We start from the raw sequence: 18,839 nt of genomic DNA, 5'->3' as shown, positions 1-18,839 counted from the left end.
ATGGACATCACTCGTAGGACGATGCTCGGCGGGGCCTTGGCGGGCGTGGCGGCGGCCGGGTTCGCGCCGTCGGCTTCGGCGGTGGAGAACGACTTCGCGCTCGGCGGTATCGACTGGCCCGGGTTCCTCGGCGCGGCCGACCTGATCTGGCGCCGCATGCCGAAGACCTGGTACGAAGGCCCCTTCCTGGGCAACGGTTTCCTCGGCTCGGGCATCTACGCCGAACCGGGCCGGAACGCCGTCCGGTTCAACGTCCAGCACAGCGAGGTGCAGGATCACCGGCCGGAGTTCGGGTCGCTGTTCGGGCTCGCGCGGCTGCCGATCGGCTACTTCACCCTCGAACCGGTCGGCGCCATCACCGGGATCGACTGGCGGATGGACCTCTGGAACGCCGAACTGAGGGGCACGGTCACCACGGCCGCGGGCAGTCTCTCACTGCGCGCGATCGTCCACACCGGACAGTCGCTGCTGGCCGTCGAGATCGAGCCGACCGAGGGGGAGCGCGGCTTCGAATGGATCTTCCATCCGGCCGAGGCGGTGAGCCCGAGAACCGATCCGAAGTTCGGGAAGCCGCCGCCAGCCGGGTACGTGGCCAACCCGCCCGCGACTCTGGAAAGCAGCGGCGACGCCAGGCTTTCCGTGCAGACCCTGCTGTCCGGCGGGGAGCACGTCACGGCGTGGCGCGAGGTCACCCGTGGATCGAAGCGGACGCTGTACACATCCGTGGCGTGGTCGTTCCCGAAGCGGACGGCCGCGCGAGAGGCGTTGAAGACGGTCCGCCGGGCAGAGCCGTTCTCCGCACTGACGGCCGGGCATCGTCGCTGGTGGCACGACTACTATCGGCACGGCTTCCTGTCCATTCCGGACACCCGGCTCCAGAGCTTCTACTGGATCCAGCTGTACAAGATCGCCTCCGCCGCGCGCCGGGAAGCGCCGGTGATGGCGACCTGCGGACCGTGGCTGGAGCCGACTCCGTGGCCCGCGACCTGGTGGAACCTGAACGTCCAGCTGGAGTACTGGCTCATCCACGGGTCCAATCATCTCGAACTGGACGCGGTGAGCCACGCGCTCGACAGGTTCCGGGCCAACCTGACGAGCCAGGTCGCCGAGCCCTACCAGCACGATTCGGCGGGTATCCCGCGCACCACCGACATGACCCTGCTCAACGGCGCCGTCGGGACGAACGCGGGCTTCCCGGTGGGCATCCCCGGCAAGGAGACGCCGACTCCGGAGGTCGGCAATCTGACCTGGGCGCTGCACAACGTCTGGCTGTCCTATCGGCACACGATGGACCGGCGCCTCCTGCGGGACACCCTGTTCCCGCTGCTGCGCAAGGCGATCAACTACTACCTCCACTTCCTGGCGCCCGGGCCGGACGGCAAACTGCATCTCCCGGCCACGTTCTCGCCGGAGTACGGCGTGAACGCGCCGGACTGCAACTACGATCTCGCGCTGATCCGCTGGGGCTGCAAGACCCTGCTGGAGTCGGCGGCGGAACTGCGCGTCGACGACCCGCTCGCCGGGCGGTGGCGGGAGGTGCTGGCCACCCTGGTCCCGTATCCGGCCGACACCAACGGTTACATGATCGGCGCGGGGGTGCCGTTCGCGAAATCGCATCGGCACTACTCGCATCTGCTGCAGATCTACCCGCTGTACGAGATCACCTGGGAGCGGCCGGAGCATCGGCGGATCATCGAGACCTCGCTCGACCACTGGGTGGGCTTCGAAGGCGCGTTGCAGGGCTACACGTTCACCGGCGCCGCGTCGATGTCGGCGCAGATGCTGCGCGGCGAGAAGGCGGCGTTCTACCTCGGCGAACTGCAGCGGCGCTACATCCAGCCGAACACGATGTACAAGGAATCCGGCCCGGTGATCGAGACGCCGCTTTCGGCCGCGCAGTCGCTGCACGACATGCTCGTGCAGAGCTGGGGCGGGGTGATCCGGCTGTTCCCGGCCGTGCCCGCCGCCTGGGCCGACGCCGCGTTGCGCGACTTCCGGACGGAGGGCGCGTTCCTGCTCACCGCTTCCCGGCAGGCGGGGAAGACCCGCTGGGTCAAGATCACCAGCGAGGCGGGGGCGCCGTGCGTGCTTCGGACGGACATGGACGGCGAGCTGACCGTCCGCGACCGGTGGGGGCGGCCGAAACGCTGGCGGCGGTCGCCGAACGGCGACGTCCACGTCGACCTGCGGCGTGGGGAGGAGGCCGTCGTGCACCGCGCGGGCGACCGGCCGGACCTCGAGATCCGGCCCGTCCCGTCGAACGGGACCAGCGCACCATGGGGGATGCCGTGACGTCGTGAGCGGCGATACGCGAGAGTGTTCCTGTACTTCTTCCGGACGACAGGAGCACAGATGTCCCAGCCGCCGCAGCCGGGCGAGCCCGAAGGCCAGGCGCCCGACCCCGGGGCTCCGCAGTACCAGCAGCCCTATCCGCAGCAGCCGTACCAGCAGCAAGGCTGGTACGGCGCGCCGCAACAGCCGCCGCCGTCGTCGAACAAGACGGTGCTGTGGGTGGGCCTGGGTGCGCTGGGACTCGTCGTGATCGTCGCCGTCGTGGCGATCACCGGCTTCGTGGCGCCGGGGTTCTTCCTGCCGGACTCGAAGGACACGAGCGCGGCCGTGTCGTCGTCGTCCTCGCCGGCTCCGACGTCCAGCTCCGAGGAGACGACGACGCAGAGCCCGGTGCAGATCCCGGCCGGGCGTGCCGAGCTGCCGAAACGCACAGCGCCGCTGGCGGATCCGACGGACTGCGCCTACCCGGCGGATTCCACCGGTTCGGTGCCGAAGAAGGCGAACCCGCCCGCGGCGGGCCCGACCCCGGCGTCCGGGACGTCGGAGGTCACGGTCAAGACGACCGCCGGTGACATCGGGTTGACGCTGGACCGCGGGCTCGCGCCGTGCACCGTGGCGAGCTTCCTTTCGCTGGCGCAGCAGGGATATTTCGACGGAACCTCGTGCCACCGGCTCGGCACCTCGGGACTGCAGATGCTCCAGTGCGGTGACCCTGAAGGTTCCGGAATGGGTGGTCCGGGATACACCATCCCGGACGAGGTCTTCCCCCAGATCAAGTACGGCCGGGGCATTCTCGCCATGGCTAAGAGGCAGGCGCCGAACTCGGGCGGCAGTCAGTTCTTCATGGTCTTCGGTGAAGCGGAACTGCCGCCGGAGTACACGGTGTTCGGGAGCATCTCGGACGCCGGCCTCCAGACGCTGGACAAGGTCGCGCGCGGTGGCGTGGACGACTCGAAGGGGCCGGGCGACGGGACCGGGCCGCCGCGGATCCCGGTGACGTTCCAGTCGATCGCGGTGGGCTGAACCTGGTTGCCGGGAAAGCCATTTCCCGGCAACCAGGCGTGTTTTCGCGGGAGCGCCGCTAGGCAGGCTCGTCGAGACACTTGAGGATGGTGGTGAGCGCACCCTCTTCGTGAATCGCTACAAGCGCTCGAACGATGTTGTCGATGCCCGGCGTGCGGACGATGAGCCCGTCTCGACACCAGAAGTAACCGCCGCCCGAGTACTCACCGGTATCGGCCCAGCGCGCCATCAATCGTTCCACTTCAGCTGCAGTGAAGATCGTCGCACTCCAGCGGGAGCCGTCGGGTAGCCGCAGTTCCGCGTCGACGTTGTCCACTCGATCGAGGTCTTCGTCAGGGCCGACCAGAAATGCCACCTCGAATGATGAGGTCCGGACGCGGTAGTACGGCACGTCCCAGCTCTGGGAGAGCACGGTGACTTCTGAACGTGCCACGACACCCAGGCTACGTGCTCGACATCGCCTGATCGGCATTCCTATGCTGCGGGGAACCAAGACCACAGGGAACTACGGCCAAAGAGGAACGTGTGGCAGCCATTTCGCGTGAGAGGCCGGTTCCGCCGGCATTGACCGACGCCTTTCGGAGATGGCGGGACCACGGTGAACCGTCACAACCGGCTTCTCGCTGGTCCCGCGGCTCCTGGCTCAAACGGTTTCCCGCCCATCATGCTTTTCTCAACGCCCTGCCGGAACACATCGATCGGGCCGAAGCCACCCAGCGCGCCGTGCACGCAGGGACGCCGGAGGGGGCTGTTTCGGCGTTCCTGGTTGCGATGATCTGGGGATATGGCCCGGCCGGGTATGGCGCATGGCGCACCGCGCGCGTACTGGCCGAGAATCCGCACGCGGCCGACCGGCTGGCCGAGGTGGCGCTCGTTGCCCGAGATCGCGGCGGCCTTGCCGCGTTCAACGACCTCGCCGACCGGCCGCTGCGCTACCTGGGCGTGGCTTTCGGTACCAAGTACCTCCGATTCGTCACGGCCGCGCAATCCACCGGCGACGCCACCGCCCCGATCCTGGACGCGGTCGTGCGCCGCTGGCTCGCGACTCACGCCGATCTGCGCCTGAACATCGACGAATGGAGACCTGCCGTCTATGGCCGGTACGTCGCCTTGCTGACCTCATGGGCTGAGTCACTCGACCTGACCGCGGACACCGTGGAGCAACTGATCTTCCGGTCGGCCATCAGCCAGGAAGGGTCGGCGGCGTGGGGAGAGCGGTGGGCGGGCGCCGACGAGCCGTCGGCGCCCGCGCGGATGGCGCAAGCTGCGCTCGCCGAGCTCGAGCGACTGTTCGATACCGCCGATGCCCCACTCGCACAGGAAGCCAGGCACCACCTGGACGAACTGGCACGGATCATCCAGGAGGACTGGAGCGATTCGGCGCAGCGCAGTGCGGACAGAGACGATTCGTAGTGGAACCGCGCCAGAATCCATCCCGTTCAGCGGCCAGCGCCCTGCCTCGGTGCCTGGAAGCCGCCGATCTCCCGTTCGAGTAGTTCGGCCAGCCGCAACGGGGTGCGGTCTTCGAACATCGGACCGATCAGCTGCACGCCGACCGGCAGGCCCTCGGGAGATCGGCCCGCCGGTATGGCGGTGGCAGGCAGGCCCGGCATGGTGGCCAGGCCCGCCCAGACGAGCTGATCGAAGTACGGGTACTCGACGCCGTCGATGTCGATGTGCCGTTCCATCGGATTGGGGTGGTGGTCGTGCGGGAAGGCGGGCGTCGGCGTGATCGGGCACACCACGGCGTCGAACTCGCCGAACAGCCGCCGCCAGCCGTGGCGGTGGACCTCCCGGCGCTTGTCCGCCTCCATCCAGTCGCTGTGGCTGAACAGCATGGCGTCCAGCCGAACGGCGTCAAGGCTCTTGTCGTCCGCGTCGGCCCGCAGCTTCTCGAGTGATTCGATGGGGAAACGCGCGACGGAGCCCGAAATCAGCAACTCCATGTAGAGCTTCGCGGCCTCGGCCAGATCGGGCAGCAGAGGACTACGCCACGCGACGCGGGCGCCGCCGCCGACGAGCGCGTCGGCCACCCGGTGCACGCCTGCCCGCACGGCGGCCCCGGTCGGAATGAGCGGATGGTCGTCGACGACCAGGACCCGGAAATCGCGGAGCCGCTCATGGCGGGCGGGCGGCAGGGCCGATTGATGCGCCACGCCGTACGTCAGCGGGTCCGGTCCGGCCATGACGTCGAGCAGGAGCGCGAGGTCGCGCGCGGTTCGCGCCATCGGACCGACGACAGCGAGGTCGGGGTCGGCCGGGAAGGCAGGCTCGGACGGCGGGACCATGCCGCGGACGGCCGCCAGTCCGAGCGTCGGCTTGTGGGCATAGACGCCGCAGAAATGCGCGGGCGTGCGCAGGGAGCCGGCGAGGTCGGAGCCGATGGACAGAGCGCCGAACCCGGACGCCAGTGCCGCCGCCGAGCCGCCGGAGGACCCGCCCGGTGTACGACCATGATCCCACGGGTTCACGGTGGTGCCGTAGATCTCGTTGAAACTCTGGATGTCCTGCAGTCCCAACGGGACATTGGTCTTGCCGAGCACCACCGCGCCCGCGGTCTTGAGCCGCGACACCTGAACCGCGTCCTCGGCGGGCATATGGTCGCGGTGCGGCGGCATGCCCCACGTCGTGGGCAGCCCGGCCATGTCGTACGACTCCTTGACCGTCACGGGGACGCCGAGCAGCGGCCGGTCCTCACCACGCGCGCGTGCCTGGTCGGCACGGTGCGCGGCGGCCCGCGCGCGGTCGAAGTCCGGCACGCAGATCGCGTTGATCACCTTGTCGTCGCGCTCGATCCTGGTGATCGCCTCGTCGGTCAATTCCGCCGATGTCACCGCGCCGGCGCGCAACGCGGCAATGATTTCTTCGGCCGGCTGAAAGCTCCATTCCATGGATTCGAAGCTATCGGCGTGCTCATGGGGCACGAAATTCTGTGCCATGCAACAAAAAACAGCGCTTCTTGGACGCGTTCTGTGACTGTAGGGGATCGGTGCAGGTCAACGTGCTGAAAGTGGGCGACTCCGCCTGTGTGAGCCACGGAATGCCGGTTTGTGCAACGGGATGGACGTCTCAATTCCCTCAAGCGCTCAGCCTCCTATGTCGAGTCGAGTGCTTTCAGGAGTCGCGCGTATGACTCGTTTTCCCCGATGCCGGTCGTGTCGAGCCGGATCGCGTGCGGGCGTTTGGCCAGATACTTGTCGAGGTGACCGCGGATCCTGTCGATCAGGTCGGAATCGGGATCTTCCAGAACCGCTTGGAGCCGCGCCTCGACAGCGTTGATCGGACGCTTGTCGCGCACGCGGCGTAGATGCTCGCGGTCGTCGACGAGGAGGGCCACTTCGAGGTAAGAGGCCCCGGCCGCGCGGGCCGCCGCCTCGAAGGCCGGATCCGGATCGCGGTCATGAACGGTCACCAGTTGCGGGAGGATCACGTCGTGACCCTGGCGCAGGTGCCGCATGGCCAACTCCCGCCCGTGGCCGCGGGCCGACTCCAAGGCCGCGAAGAAGTTCTCCTGCCATCCGCCGATCAACCCCGCGAGTACGTCAAGATCCAGCGCGAGAGTTCCGGGGTGCTCGTTGGCGTAGCGGCGGGCGAGAGTCGACTTTCCCACGCGCGAGAGGCCGTTGAGGTGGATCAGGCGCGCCATGCCGCGCTCTAGCTCGGCGGCTGCTGAGTCGGCGGGTTGGACTGCGGGTAGCCGGGCTGTGGCGGCTGGAACCCCGGCTGTGGCGTCATCGGGTAGTTGACCGGTCCTGGGTTGGGCGCGAAGCCAGGCTGCTGCCGAGACGGATTCCCGCTCTTGGCGACCGCGATGGCGACCAGGAGCCAGGAGAGCAGCGCGACGGCGTCGAGCGGGATGCCGACACCCATGAAGATCCACTGGATCTCGTCGACGGAGAGGCCGCCGGACGAGGCCCAGGACGGCACGTTCACCGACACGAACCGCCAGATGATGCCCGCGGCCGTCGCGACGAGCATGAGCACGAAGGCACCCACCATCAGGCCGGAGACTCCGCGGGACCGGGCTTTGATCGAAAGGATCAAGCCGAGCAGACCCACGACGAGCTGCAATACCCGCGGGATGACGTCGATGCTCGCGAACGTAAAGGTTGACATACCTGCCTTCCACAGCTTCCCCGCCGGAGGTCGTGACGTCCGGACCGCGCCGAGGTGATCCTAGGTGGTGGCGACGCTTCACGTGGCGGGTTCAGGGAAGGACGAAGGTCGGGTACACCTGGGCGGCATGACCGATCGTGTTCCGTGGCAGGCCGACGCCTACCTCGACCTCGCCCGCCGAGCCTGCTTCGTCTGCGAACTTCTTGCAGGCAACGCCGATTATCCGCATCACGTCGCTTACCGGGACGCCGACGCCGTGGTCTTCGCCAGCCGTTTCCCCGTCATCTTCGGGCACTTCCTCGTGGCCCCGGTCGAGCATCGCGAGCACGTTGTCGGCGACTTCACCGTCGATGAGTACTTGACCATCCAGCGGGTCGTACACCGCGCGGGCAGCGCCTTGAGCGCCCTGCTCTCGATCGAACGGCTCTACGTGCTGTCCTTGGGCAGCCAACAAGCCAACAGGCACGTCCACTGGCACCTCGCGCCTCTGCCGCCCGGCGTCCCTTACGACCGGCAGCAGACCGCGATATTCGACCCGGCGCGCGGCTACTTGGACATCCCCGAAGACGACTTGGCCGACCTCGCGCGCCGTCTCGGCGAACGTATGACCGGCCAGCCGTGAGGCGGGTGTGTGGAAATAGGGACATTCAACGTCCCTATTTCCACACACCCGTCACCCAACGTGAACCGAGACCTCAGAGCGGGTTGTGCGCCCCCAGCGGCGCGGTGCAGAACGGCCCGCCGACGTACTCCGCCGCGATCCCGGTCGGCGCGGGCATGTCCGCCAGCTGGTCGGCGTAGGTCTCCGCGTTGTCGAGCGACTTGTAGCCCAGCGCCTCGGCTTCGGCGAGCGAGTAGACCCGGCGCGTGTTGTCCGAGACGCCCCAGATCAGCCGGTAGCCGGGGGAGGGGTAGCTCAGGCACGCCTCGAACAGGCGCGCGCCGTCGTCGGGGGAGAGCCAGGTCGTCAGGCCGCGCGGGCCGAGGACGAGCGGGCTTTCGAAGCAGGAGCCGATCCGGATGACGATCACGTCCATGCCGAACCGCGAGTGGTACAGGCTGCCGAGTGCTTCGATGGCCGCCTTGCTGACGCCGTAGTAGGTGTCGGGCCGGGGCGTGGAGTCGGCGGGGAGGCCGTCCTCGCCCGCTTCGTCGTTGCGGCGGAAGCCGACGGAATGGTTGCTGGAAGCCAGGATCACGCGCGGCACGCCGGCGGCCCGCGCGGCTTCGAGGACGGTGTGGGTGCCGTTGATGTTGACATCGAGGGTGGCTTCCCACGAGTTCTCGCGGCTGTGCCCGCCGAGGTGGATCAGCGCGTCGACACCGGCGCAGGCCTCCGCCATCGCCTCCGGGTCGGTCACCGAAGCGGTGATCAGCTCGACGTCCTCGCCGCCCGCGGCTTCGGGCTGCGCGGCCAGGTCGAGCAGCCGCAGCACCCGGCCGGAACGGCGTAGCCGCGGCCGCATCAGGGTGCCGACGATACCCGCCGAGCCGGTGATCAGGACGCGCTGCTCTGCCATGTGAACCCCTTGTCAGTGAAGGAAGTACGGGATGATCAGCGGATACCGGCGCGGCGCAGTTGCTGGCCGAGTTCCGCGGTGATTTCGGCGAGGAGTTCGCCGACGCGCCGGGCGTCGGCGTCGGTGACTTCGGTGACCGGCATGGAGCAGCTGATCGCGTCGGTGCCGGGGATGCGGTACGGGATCACGGCCGCGACGCAGCGCACGCCGAGGCTGCCTTCCTCGACTTCCGAGGCATAGCCGCGTTCGCGGGTCTTCGCGCATTCGGCGTGCAGCGCTTCGACACTGGTGATGGTGTTCGGGGTGAGCGCCGACAGCTCTCCGGTCAAGAGCCCGTCGATCTCGTCGTGCGTCAGTTCGGCCAGTAACGCCTTCCCCAGCGCGGTCGCGTGGGTGGGCAGCGTGCGGCCGACGCGGGACACGAGATGCGTCGAGTGCCGGGACTCGCGCGTCTCCAGGTAGACGACGTCGGTGCCTTCGCGGCGCGCGAAATGCGCGGTGTAGCCGGTCTTCTCCCGGATCCGCTCCAGCGCCTCGGTCGCGTACGGGACGACCGGGTCGCGGTCCAGATACGCCGTGCCGCAGATCAGCGCGCGGACGCCGAGGCGGTAGCGGGCGGTGTTCGGGTCCACCTCCAGCCAGCCTGCTTCGAGCAGGGTGCGGAGCAGCCCGTGCAGGCTCGACCGGGGGAAACCGGTGCGCGCGTGGAGATCCGACAGGGAAAGCCACACGTCGTTCGCGGCGAAGGTCTCGATGAGGTCGATCGCCCGCCTGGCCGATTTGACCCCGGCGGGTTCGGCGGCGGGCGCGCCGTTCGCCACGGTGACAGCGGCTTCCTGCTGTGGCATCCGCGCTCCTCCATCCGGCCGTTGACTTGTGACTCCGGCCATATTAGCGTCCCGAACAGCGTTCTTATGGATGAACATAATCACTATAACAGACTCCGTTCATGGATGTGAACAGGTCGGGCTGGGCCTTCGTGAACGCGGAGAGGAGTCAACGGTGCACGTACTCGACTGGGCGATGGTCTGCGCGTATTTCGCGTTGATGGTCGTGATCGGCTGGTGGTCGCACAAGCGGATCCACGACGTGAAGGACTTCTTCACCGCCGGGGGGCGAATGCCCTGGTGGCTGACCGGGATCTCGCACCATATGTCCGGCTACAGCGCGGTGCTGTTCGTCGCCTACGCGGGCGTGGCCTACACGAGCGGGATCACCGTCTACTTCTGGGGCATGGCCAGCATCGGCATCGGCGTCGGGATCGGCAGCTGGCTGTTCGCCGCCCGGTGGAACAGGCTCCGGTCGAAGCTGGGGGTGGCGTCCCCGCTCGAGTACCTCGCGCGGCGGTTCAACGTCCCGACGCAGCAGGCGCTCGCGTGGAGCGGCAGCCTGCTGAAGATCTTCGACATCGCGGCGAAGTGGTTCGCGATCGCCACGATCCTCAACGTCTTCGCCGGGGTGGACTACACCTGGGGAATCATCATCACCGGTTCGGTCACGCTGGTCTACTGCACCGTCGGCGGTCTCTGGGCCGACGCGCTCACCGACTTCGGCCAGTTCGTGATCCAGGCCATCGCGGCCATCGCCATGCTCTGGGTGGTGCTGGGCAAACTCGGCGGCGTCTCGGGTCTGTGGACGATGTGGGGCGACCTCCCGCCGAGCCACCTCAACCCGACCACGTCGAAGTTCACCACCGTGGTGTTGCTCGTCTACGTGCTGGTGAAAACCCTGGAGTACAACGGCGGTATGTGGAACCTGGCGCAGCGCTACATGGCCGCGCCGGACACGCACGCGGCACGCCGGGGCGCGCGGCTCTCCTCGATCCTGTACCTGGTGTGGCCCCTGTTCATGATGTTCCCGATGTTCGCGGCGCCGCTGCTGATCCCGGACATCCAGAACCCGGACAACGCCTACGCGATCATGACGACGACGTTCCTGCCGCCGGGCCTGATCGGGCTGGTGCTGGCCGGCATCTTCTCCCACACGATGGCGATGGTGTCGTCGGACGCGAACGCGATCTCCGCGGTCATCACCCGCGACATGCTGCCGGTGCTGATCAAGAAGACCCGGCGGTGGACCGAGGCGCAGGGGCTGCTGGCCGCCCGCATCACGACCGCGATCTTCATCGTGCTGACCATGGCGGTCGCCACGCAGGCCCCCAAACTCGGCGGTGTGCTCGGCATCGTGGTGCTCTGGGTCGCGGCCCTGATGGGCCCGATCTCGGTGCCGCTGCTGCTCGGCATGCTCCCGTGGTTCCGCCGTTCCGGATCCCGCGCGGCGCTGGTCTCGTGGGCGGGCGGTCTCATCGCCTACGCGATCGCCTACTACGGCTTCAAGGCCACCCTCGCGGTCACCGTGTCCACCCCGATCCTGGTCTCGCTGGGGCTGTTCATCGGGCTCGGCTACCTCATGCCCGAGCGCACGGCCGCCACCGACGAGATCATCGACACGATCGACCGCGACGACGACGTCACACCCACCAAGTCGCAGGACGGCACCACCGTGCCCGCCTGACCGGGCCCGTACCCGGGACCATCCACAAAGAACGAAAGAGAAATCCATGGCAGAGCGCAAGATCGAACTCGACGGCCTACTGGCGTTCCCCTTGACCCCCTTCACCGAGGGGCTGGAACTGAACCTCGACGCGTTCGCGGAAACCGTCGAGAGCCATGTGGCCGCCGGGGCCGGCGCGCTGTTCGTCGCCTGCGGTACGGGCGAATTCAGCTCGCTGTCCCCGGACGAGCACGCAGCGATCCTGCGCAAGGCTCGTGAGGTCGTCGCCGGGCGGGTGCCCGTGTGGGTCGGCGCGGGCGGAGGTGCGGCGTCGGCCCGCGCCGGGATCGCGGCGGCGGAGGCGGGCGGCGCGGACGGCGTCCTCCTCCTGCCGCCGTACCTGGTCACCGGTCCGCCGTCGGGCCTGGTCGAGCACGTCCGGTACGCCGTCGGGGACTCCTCGATCCCGGTGATCGTCTACCACCGGTCCACCGGCGTGTTCACCCCGGACTCGGCCGTGGACCTGCTCGGCATCCCGTCGGTGGTCGGCATCAAGGACGGCTTCGGCGACGTCGAGCTGATGAGCCGGATCATCACCACGATCCGCTCCGCCGGGACCGACCGGGCCAAGGATTTCCTGTTCTTCAACGGTCTCCCGACGGCGGAGGTCTCCGCGCGCGCCTACTCCGCGGTCGGCGTGGCGCGGTACTCCTCGGCCGTGCACTGCTTCGCCCCGGAGATCGCGGCCCGCTTCCACCGCGCGCTCGCGGCGAACGACGACGCCGTCATGGAGGCGTTGCTCGCCGGGTTCTACCTTCCGCTGGTGGCGTTGCGGGACGAGGGACGGGGCTTCGCCGTGTCGCTGGTCAAGGCCGCCGCGCGCCTGCGGGGTGACAAGGTCGGCTCGGTCCGGCCGCCGCTGGTCGAGCCCACCGCGGACCAGATCGCCCGCCTGGAGAAGATCATCGACGACGGGTTCGCCGTCCTCAAGGCCGTCGAGGCCGGTGCCTGAAGATGAAGGTTCTCGACGTCGTCCTGACCCCGGTCGCCTTCGCCGACCCTCCGCTGCTCAACGCGATGGGCGTGCACGAGCCCTTCGCGCTGCGCGGTGTCGTCCAGCTGATCTGCGAGGACGGTGTGGTCGGCCTCGGCGAGTCCTACGGTGACCTCGCGTTCCTCGACCAGGTCCGGAAGGTGCTCCCGGAACTCAAGGGGCACGACGTGTTCGACCTGCCCGGCCTCCGCCGGAAGGTCGCCACCACGCTCGGCGAGGTCGTCTTCGCCGACGCGCACGGCCTCACCGGCGGCTTCTCCGTCAGCAAGACCGTCGCCAGCGTGTACTCCCTGTTCGAGGTGGCCGCGCTCGACGCGCAGGGCCACTACCTCGGCAGGCCGGTGGTGGACCTGCTCGGCGGCAAGGCGCGCGACGCCGTCGACTTCTCCGCCTATCTGTTCTACAAGTTCGGCGCCCACATCGGCGCCGAAGCGGACTCGTGGGGCGAGGTGACCACGCCGGAGGCGCTCGTCGGCGAGGCACGCCGCATGGTGGAGGAGTACGGCTTCGGCTCCATCAAGCTGAAGGGCGGTGCGTTCGACCCCGATCAGGAGATGGACGGGATCCGCGCGCTCGCGGACGCGTTCCCGGACCACCCGCTCCGCATCGACCCGAACGCGGCGTGGACCGTCGAGACCGGGATCCGGGTCGCCGAAGAACTCGACGGCGTTCTGGAGTACCTCGAAGACCCGACGCCGGGTATCGAGGGCATGGCGCGGGTCGCGGAGAAGGCGAACATGCCGCTGGCCACGAACATGTGCGTCGTGCGCTTCGCGGACATCGAGCCGGCGTTCCGGCAGCGGGCGGTCGGCGTCATACTTTCGGACCATCATTACTGGGGTGGCCTGCGGGACACCCAAGCCCTCTCGACCACGGCGGAATGCTTCGACGTGGGGCTGTCCATGCATTCGAACAGTCATCTCGGGATCAGTCTGGCCGCTATGGTGCACGTGGCCGCGGCGACGCCGCATCTGACCTACGCCTGCGACACCCACTGGCCGTGGAAGACGGCCGACGTCATCGCCCCGGGTGCGCTGGAGTTCGTCGACGGTGCGGTCGCGGTGCCCGACAAGCCGGGGCTGGGGGTCGAACTCGACCCCGACGCGCTGGCACGGGCCCATGAAGACTATGTCCGAAGTGGACAGACCAAACGGGATGACGTGACCTATATGCGGAAGTTCGTGGGAAGCTTCGAACCGAATACGGCGCGGTGGTGACGAGGTGAAGGTCACCGGATACGCCTACCCCTGGGACGTCGTCGACGATCCCGGCTTCGTCGAGCGCGTGCGAGAACTCGGCGTCGACGAGGTCGCCGTCGCCGTGTCGTACCACAGCGCCAGGGCGGCGACGCCCTGGTCGCCCGAGCGCACTTCGGTCGTCGCGCGCCACGCGGCGCTGTACCGGCCGGTGCGTGAGGAGGCGTGGGGTGAGCTGAAGCCCGCCGAGCCGGACTGGGTCGAAAGCCGCGACAGCGCGGGCGACGCCGTCCGGATGCTGAACGAAGCGGGGATCCCGGCCGCGGCGTGGCTCGTGCTGACCCACAATTCGCAGCTGGGCACGGAGTTCCCGGACTACACCGTGCGCAACTGTTTCGGCGAGCGGTACCCGTGGGCGCTGTGCCCGGGCCAGCCCGCCGTCCGCGAATACGCGGCGAACGTGACGGCGGAGAGCCTCGCCGGGCTCGACTTCGCCACGGTCATCCTCGAGGCCTGCGGTCCGCTCGGCGCCGTGCACCAGCACCAGCACGAGAAGACCGACGGCGTCTGGTCGCCCGCGGTGGCCCGGCTGCTCTCGATCTGCTGCTGCGACGAGTGTCTCGACGCCTGGGCCGCGGCGGGGCAGGACCCGGCGAAGGCGCTGGGCAAGCTGCGGGCCGAGGTCCGGCGGCTGATCGACAGCGGCGACCTCCGGGCGACCGAGGACAAGATCCTCCCCACCCTGCGGCAGGTGCTGCTCGACACGCGGCAGAACGCGACCGACGCTCTCCGGCGCGCGGTGCTCGCGAAGATCCCGTCCGGGCCCCGGATCGTGCTACACGGCGCGATGGACCCGTGGGTTACCGGCGCACTGCCGGGGCTGACGCCGTCGGCCCCGGACGACGTCGACGCGGTGGTGCTGCAGAACTGGGCACCCGGCCGTCCCAGCGTCGGCGCCGTCGCGGCGGCACGGGCGAAGCTGCCGGAGAAGGTCGCCGTCGGCAGCTACATCACCGCGGTGGCGGCGAGCCCGGTCCCCGACATCGAGGCCTACACCATCGAACTCGGCAAGGCGGGCGCCGCCGAGCTGCACCTGTACCACCTCGGCCTCGCCGGCCCGGGGCGCTGGGCGGATCTCATCGCCGCCGTCAGCGCCGCGCAAGAACTCTAGGAGACACCAGAAAATGAGCCAGGCAACGGATCCCGCCACGCTCGACCAGATCCTCGCGGCCGCCGCCGATGCGGCAGGCACGACGGCGGCCGCGACCCCAGCCCAGCGCGCCGGATGGCTGAACGCGGCGGCGGACGCCCTCGACGCGGCCGCCGACGAGCTGATCGCGCTGGCCAACCGGGAGACGCATCTCCCGGCCTCCCCACGGCTGCAGGGCGAGCTGAAGCGCACGACGTTCCAGCTGCGCCTGTTCGGCGAGGTGCTGGCCGACGGCGCGTTCCTCGGCGCCACGGTCGACCACGCGGACGCCGCGTGGCCGATGGGCCCGCGGCCGGACATCCGGCGGCTGCTCACCCCGATCGGGCCGGTGCTGGTGTTCGCCGCCAGCAATTTCCCGTTCGCGTTCAGTGTCGCGGGCGGGGACACCGCTTCGGCGCTGGCCGCCGGCTGCCCGGTCGTGCTCAAGGCGCACTCGGGACATCCGGAGCTGTCCGCCCGCACCGGCGAGGTCCTGCGTGAAGCGCTGGTCGGCGCCGGTGCGCCGGAAGGGATCTTCGCGGTCATATACGGCCAGCAGAACGGCGTCACGGCGCTGAAGGACCCGAGGATCCAGGCGGCGTCGTTCACCGGCTCGGTGCCGGGCGGGCGCGCGCTGTTCGACATCGCGACCTCGCGGCCGTCGCCGATCCCGTTCTACGGCGAACTCGGCAGTGTCAACCCGGTCGTCGTCACTCGGGCCGCGATCGACGCGCGCGGTGAAGCGATCGCCAAGGGCTACGCGGGCTCGTTCACCCTCGGTGCCGGGCAGTTCTGTACCAAACCGGGGCTGCTGTTCCTGCCCGAGGGCCACGGCCTCGAAGACACGCTGCGCGAGGCCGTCGCGGCGATCCCGGCGCAGCCGATGCTCAACGAGCGGATCGCGGCCGGATTCGCCGACGGGCTGGCGAAACTGAGCGAGGTCGACGGCGTCGAGGTGCTGTCGGAATCCGGTGGCACGGAAGGGATCTCGCACGGCGCGACTTTGCTCGCCACCACCGCCAAGGCCTTCCTGGCCGACGCCGACACCGTCCGTGAGGAATGCTTCGGCCCGGCTTCGCTGATCGTCACCTACGCCGATCAGGACGAACTGATCAGCCTGCTCGGCGTGATGGAACCCGGTCTCACCGCGACCATCCAGGGTGAAGAGTCCGATGTGGACTGGATCCGCCCGGTACTTCCGTCGCTGACCAGGGTCGCCGGCCGTCTGCTGTGGAACGACTGGCCGACCGGCGTCACGGTCACCTGGGCACAGGAACACGGTGGTCCCTACCCGGCGACCACCGCGCCGACCAGCACCTCGGTCGGCACCGCCGCGATCGAGCGGTTCCTGCGACCGATCGCCTGGCAGGGCTTCCCCGACGCGCTGCTGCCGGAACCGTTGCAGGAGAACAACCCGTGGGACCTGCCCCGCAGGACCGACGGGAAGCACCAGTAACACCTCGTGAGTGGTAAGGACGGTTCTAACCGTCCTTACCACTCACGAGCCCCAGCACCCGCCGCCGCCCTTGAACCCGTCTCTGACCCCCTTGGGAGGCACCGTCATGTCCGGATTCGGTCACTTCGACAGGAGAACGGCTTTGCGGGGAGGCGCGGCCGCGGCCGCTTCGGTGGCGCTGACGACCGCGCTCGCGAGCCCTTCGTCAGCGCAGTCCGCGGCCCCGGGCGCGTCGTCCATCGTGTCCGGCTATCGCGAGCTGCAGACCGGGATCGACCGGCCGTCGGCGGAACGCACCGCCGCGCTCGCGAACCTGGACAGGGTCGCGAAGGCCTATCACGACAGCATGACCGTCGGCGGCGGTCCACTGTGGAAGGACCTCCCGCTCGGCCCGGGCAGCGAGTTCACGACGTCGATGTACGCCCGGCTCCGCGCGGTCGCGGTCAACTGGGGCACCCCCGGCGGCGCGCTCGCCGGCGACCCGGCGGTGCTCGCCCGGATCAAGGGCGCGCTGGAACTGCTGTACATCAGCGATCAGTACAGCGAGAAGACCGCCGAGATCGGCAACTGGTACACCTACGAGATCGGTATCCCGCTCTACCTGCTGCACATTTTGTCCACAGTGGCCGGTGAGCTGACCCAGGACGAGCTCGCCAAGTACCTCAAGCCGGTGCTGAAGTTCTCCGGCGACCCGAATCGCCGCACCAACAACCCCAGTGTCGTCGAGACCGGCGCCAACCGCGCGGACAAGTCGATGATCTCGATCGTCTCCGGTGCGATGCTCGGCGACGTCGACCGGATCCACCGCGGTGTCGGCGCGTTCACCGACGTCGAAGGCGGGGGAGCGGCGAGCGTCATCGCCAAGCTCCATCGCGCGGCGGGCGACGGTTTCCACACCGACGGATCGTTCCTGCAGCACGACTCGGTGCCCTATCCCGGGCATTACGGGATCATCCTGCTCACCGCGGTCGCGTCCGCCATCCATGTCACCCAGGGCACGGAGTTCGCGCTGCCCGCCGACGTGCGCGACGCCGCGTACGCGCTGGTCGCCGACACGTTCGCGCCGTTCGTCCACGCCGGCGCGATGATGGAGTCGGTCCGCGGCCGGTTCCTTTCGCGGCAAGGGGAATCCGCGCACGACATCGGACATCAGCTCACCGGCGCGGTGGTCCTGCTGGCGCGGTCGGCGAGTGGCCGGCGCAAGGAGGAGCTGGGCGGCCTCGCCGCGAAGTGGATCACCGAAGACACGTTCGCGCCGTACCTGGAGATCCCCGATCCCGAACGGTTCGCGCCAGGGCCGGATCTCGTCAGCATCCCCGGTATCGAGTTCGCGCAGGAGTTGCTGGCGACCGGGATCCGGCCGGCGCGGACGGTCGCGACGCATCGCGTGTTCGGCCAGCAGGACCGGATGGTGCACGTCACCGAAGGCTGGTCCGCCTCGCTCGGCGTCGCCTCGACCCGGATCTCGCGGTACGAGTCGATCAACTCGATGAACCTGCACGGCTGGTACGTCGGCGACGGGTCGCTGTATCTGTTCCTGCCCAAGGCGAAGGGGCACTTCACCGACGCCTACTGGCCGACCGTCGACCCGTTGCTGCTGCCCGGCACGACCACCAAGACCGGTCCGGCCCCGAAACTGGAGTCGGTCCCGCTGACGAGCAAGGATCACTGCGGCGGTGTCCGCTGGGACGCGCGACACGGCGCGCACGCCCTCGACTTCGTTTCCCAGGACGGCACGCTGACCGCGAAGAAGTCGTGGTTCTTCACTCCCTCGGGCGTGCTGTGCCTCGGTGCCGGGATCACCGACTCCTCCGGGGAGCGGATCCGCACCACGATCGAGAACCGCAACCTCGGCGAGAACGGCTCCGGTGTCCTGCTGGCCGACGGCCATCTCGTCGGCGGCTCGGAGTCCTTGCGGCGCAAGCGATGGCTACACCTGGAGAAGGTCGGCGGGTACGTCCTGCTCGACGACGCCGAGGTCACCGCGCTGCGCGAGGACCGGACGGGCACCTGGCGCGACATCGACAAGGGCGCCAACACCAAGGGCACGACGGTGCCCTACACCCGGCGCTATCAAAAGCTGGTCATCGAACACGGGGCCAAGCCCTCGAACGCGAGTTACGCGTACGCCGTCCTGCCCACCGCGTCGGTGCTGGAGACGATCGCCTCGGCCTGGTCGTGGCGCGTGCGGTCCAACACCGCGACCGTCCAGGCCGTCCGGCTGTGGGACGCGACGCTGCTGTCGAACTTCTTCGCCGCCGGCTCGGTCGACGAGGTGTCGGTGTCCGGTCCAGCGTCGGTGGCGCTGGGCCGGACCCGCGACGGCTGGAAGCTGGCCGTTTCGGACCCGACACAGCGGCAGGAAGTCCTGCGCGTGACCGTGCGGCGCAAGACCGTCGAGGTGCCGGTGAAGGACACCTTCGGCGCCACGCAGATCGTCCGCGTTTAGTTGACTGAATGCGGGGCTTGGGTTGGGGTGAAGGGGACTTTCGTCGCATCC

16 protein-coding genes are annotated in these 18,839 nt (G+C 68.9%); 10 read left to right on the top strand and 6 right to left on the bottom strand.

Translation table 11 applies throughout. From position 1 onward, the window contains the following. A complete protein-coding gene (locus ACZ1DY_RS26695; protein ID WP_465481253.1) occupies positions 1-2,292 on the top strand; it encodes a glycosyl hydrolase family 95 catalytic domain-containing protein in 2,292 nt (763 codons plus the stop codon). A gap of 60 nt (positions 2,293-2,352) precedes the next feature. Continuing rightward, positions 2,353-3,315 (top strand): peptidylprolyl isomerase, encoded by a 963-nt coding sequence (locus ACZ1DY_RS26690; protein ID WP_465481252.1) that lies wholly within the window; start codon positions 2,353-2,355, stop codon positions 3,313-3,315. A 58-nt stretch (positions 3,316-3,373) separates the two neighbouring features. On the opposite strand, the gene ACZ1DY_RS26685 is transcribed toward ACZ1DY_RS26690, so the two are convergent. Beyond that, entirely contained in the window at positions 3,374-3,748 is a 375-nt protein-coding gene (locus ACZ1DY_RS26685; protein ID WP_465481251.1) for a hypothetical protein, read from the bottom strand. 92 nt (positions 3,749-3,840) lie between these two features. On the opposite strand from ACZ1DY_RS26685, the gene ACZ1DY_RS26680 reads away from it, so the two are divergent. Continuing rightward, the gene (locus tag ACZ1DY_RS26680) at positions 3,841-4,728 is read left to right on the top strand and encodes an 8-oxoguanine DNA glycosylase OGG fold protein (RefSeq protein ID WP_465481250.1); all 888 of its coding nucleotides are present in this window, start codon (positions 3,841-3,843) and stop codon (positions 4,726-4,728) included. Between the two features lie 26 nt (positions 4,729-4,754). On the opposite strand, the gene ACZ1DY_RS26675 is transcribed toward ACZ1DY_RS26680, so the two are convergent. From ACZ1DY_RS26675 to ACZ1DY_RS26665, 3 genes are all read right to left on the bottom strand, one after another. Beyond that, entirely contained in the window at positions 4,755-6,206 is a 1,452-nt protein-coding gene (locus ACZ1DY_RS26675) for an amidase (RefSeq protein ID WP_465481249.1), read from the bottom strand. Between the two features lie 203 nt (positions 6,207-6,409). Continuing rightward, entirely contained in the window at positions 6,410-6,961 is a 552-nt protein-coding gene (locus ACZ1DY_RS26670) for an AAA family ATPase (RefSeq protein ID WP_465481248.1), read from the bottom strand. Between the two features lie 8 nt (positions 6,962-6,969). Next, positions 6,970-7,431, bottom strand: a complete 462-nt coding sequence (locus tag ACZ1DY_RS26665) for a hypothetical protein (protein ID WP_192741710.1) — start codon at positions 7,429-7,431, stop codon at positions 6,970-6,972. A 64-nt stretch (positions 7,432-7,495) separates the two neighbouring features. Here ACZ1DY_RS26665 and ACZ1DY_RS26660 point away from each other — a divergent pair, with 64 nt between their 5' ends. Further along, positions 7,496-8,053, top strand: coding sequence for an HIT family protein (locus ACZ1DY_RS26660; RefSeq protein WP_465481247.1), 558 nt, complete (start codon positions 7,496-7,498; stop codon positions 8,051-8,053). 73 nt (positions 8,054-8,126) lie between these two features. Here the strand turns inward: ACZ1DY_RS26660 and ACZ1DY_RS26655 are convergent, their stop codons facing one another. Further along, positions 8,127-8,951: an NAD-dependent epimerase/dehydratase family protein gene (locus ACZ1DY_RS26655; RefSeq protein WP_126736772.1), complete on the bottom strand. Its 825-nt coding sequence runs from the start codon at positions 8,949-8,951 to the stop codon at positions 8,127-8,129. A gap of 35 nt (positions 8,952-8,986) precedes the next feature. Beyond that, positions 8,987-9,799: an IclR family transcriptional regulator gene (locus ACZ1DY_RS26650; protein ID WP_126736773.1), complete on the bottom strand. Its 813-nt coding sequence runs from the start codon at positions 9,797-9,799 to the stop codon at positions 8,987-8,989. A 154-nt stretch (positions 9,800-9,953) separates the two neighbouring features. On the opposite strand from ACZ1DY_RS26650, the gene ACZ1DY_RS26645 reads away from it, so the two are divergent. The 6 genes from ACZ1DY_RS26645 (at position 9,954) to ACZ1DY_RS26620 (ending at position 18,788) form a co-directional block, all read left to right on the top strand. Further along, positions 9,954-11,465: a sodium:solute symporter family protein gene (locus tag ACZ1DY_RS26645; RefSeq protein ID WP_257485920.1), complete on the top strand. Its 1,512-nt coding sequence runs from the start codon at positions 9,954-9,956 to the stop codon at positions 11,463-11,465. A 46-nt stretch (positions 11,466-11,511) separates the two neighbouring features. Next, positions 11,512-12,456, top strand: a complete 945-nt coding sequence (locus ACZ1DY_RS26640; RefSeq protein ID WP_465481246.1) for a 5-dehydro-4-deoxyglucarate dehydratase — start codon at positions 11,512-11,514, stop codon at positions 12,454-12,456. Positions 12,457-12,458: 2 nt separating this feature from the next. After that, entirely contained in the window at positions 12,459-13,715 is a 1,257-nt protein-coding gene (locus tag ACZ1DY_RS26635) for a glucarate dehydratase family protein (RefSeq protein ID WP_257485922.1), read from the top strand. Positions 13,716-13,719: 4 nt separating this feature from the next. Further along, positions 13,720-14,865 carry a hypothetical protein gene (locus ACZ1DY_RS26630; RefSeq protein WP_465481245.1) on the top strand — a complete coding sequence of 382 codons (1,146 nt, stop codon included), beginning with the start codon at positions 13,720-13,722 and terminating at the stop codon, positions 14,863-14,865. Positions 14,866-14,878: 13 nt separating this feature from the next. Then, positions 14,879-16,339 (top strand): aldehyde dehydrogenase (NADP(+)), encoded by a 1,461-nt coding sequence (locus ACZ1DY_RS26625; RefSeq protein WP_465481244.1) that lies wholly within the window; start codon positions 14,879-14,881, stop codon positions 16,337-16,339. A gap of 106 nt (positions 16,340-16,445) precedes the next feature. After that, complete coding sequence (locus tag ACZ1DY_RS26620; protein WP_465481243.1) at positions 16,446-18,788, top strand: polysaccharide lyase 8 family protein; 2,343 nt, start codon at positions 16,446-16,448, stop codon at positions 18,786-18,788. Positions 18,789-18,839 lie beyond the last annotated feature (51 nt).

The organism is Amycolatopsis sp. PSD-21 (assembly GCF_055561455.1).
Note: the sequence above shows the minus strand (reverse complement) of the source record. Positions and strands in the feature narration are given on the sequence as shown.

Coding starts and splice junctions, on each gene's coding strand:
- ACZ1DY_RS26695 (WP_465481253.1), top strand. CDS start 1: ATGGACATCACTCGTAGGACGATGCTCGGCGGGGCCTTGGCGGGCGTG.
- ACZ1DY_RS26690 (WP_465481252.1), top strand. CDS start 2,353: ATGTCCCAGCCGCCGCAGCCGGGCGAGCCCGAAGGCCAGGCGCCCGAC.
- ACZ1DY_RS26675 (WP_465481249.1), bottom strand. CDS start 6,206: ATGGAATGGAGCTTTCAGCCGGCCGAAGAAATCATTGCCGCGTTGCGC.
- ACZ1DY_RS26670 (WP_465481248.1), bottom strand. CDS start 6,961: ATGGCGCGCCTGATCCACCTCAACGGCCTCTCGCGCGTGGGAAAGTCG.
- ACZ1DY_RS26665 (WP_192741710.1), bottom strand. CDS start 7,431: ATGTCAACCTTTACGTTCGCGAGCATCGACGTCATCCCGCGGGTATTG.
- ACZ1DY_RS26655 (WP_126736772.1), bottom strand. CDS start 8,951: ATGGCAGAGCAGCGCGTCCTGATCACCGGCTCGGCGGGTATCGTCGGC.
- ACZ1DY_RS26650 (WP_126736773.1), bottom strand. CDS start 9,799: ATGCCACAGCAGGAAGCCGCTGTCACCGTGGCGAACGGCGCGCCCGCC.
- ACZ1DY_RS26640 (WP_465481246.1), top strand. CDS start 11,512: ATGGCAGAGCGCAAGATCGAACTCGACGGCCTACTGGCGTTCCCCTTG.
- ACZ1DY_RS26635 (WP_257485922.1), top strand. CDS start 12,459: ATGAAGGTTCTCGACGTCGTCCTGACCCCGGTCGCCTTCGCCGACCCT.
- ACZ1DY_RS26625 (WP_465481244.1), top strand. CDS start 14,879: ATGAGCCAGGCAACGGATCCCGCCACGCTCGACCAGATCCTCGCGGCC.
- ACZ1DY_RS26620 (WP_465481243.1), top strand. CDS start 16,446: ATGTCCGGATTCGGTCACTTCGACAGGAGAACGGCTTTGCGGGGAGGC.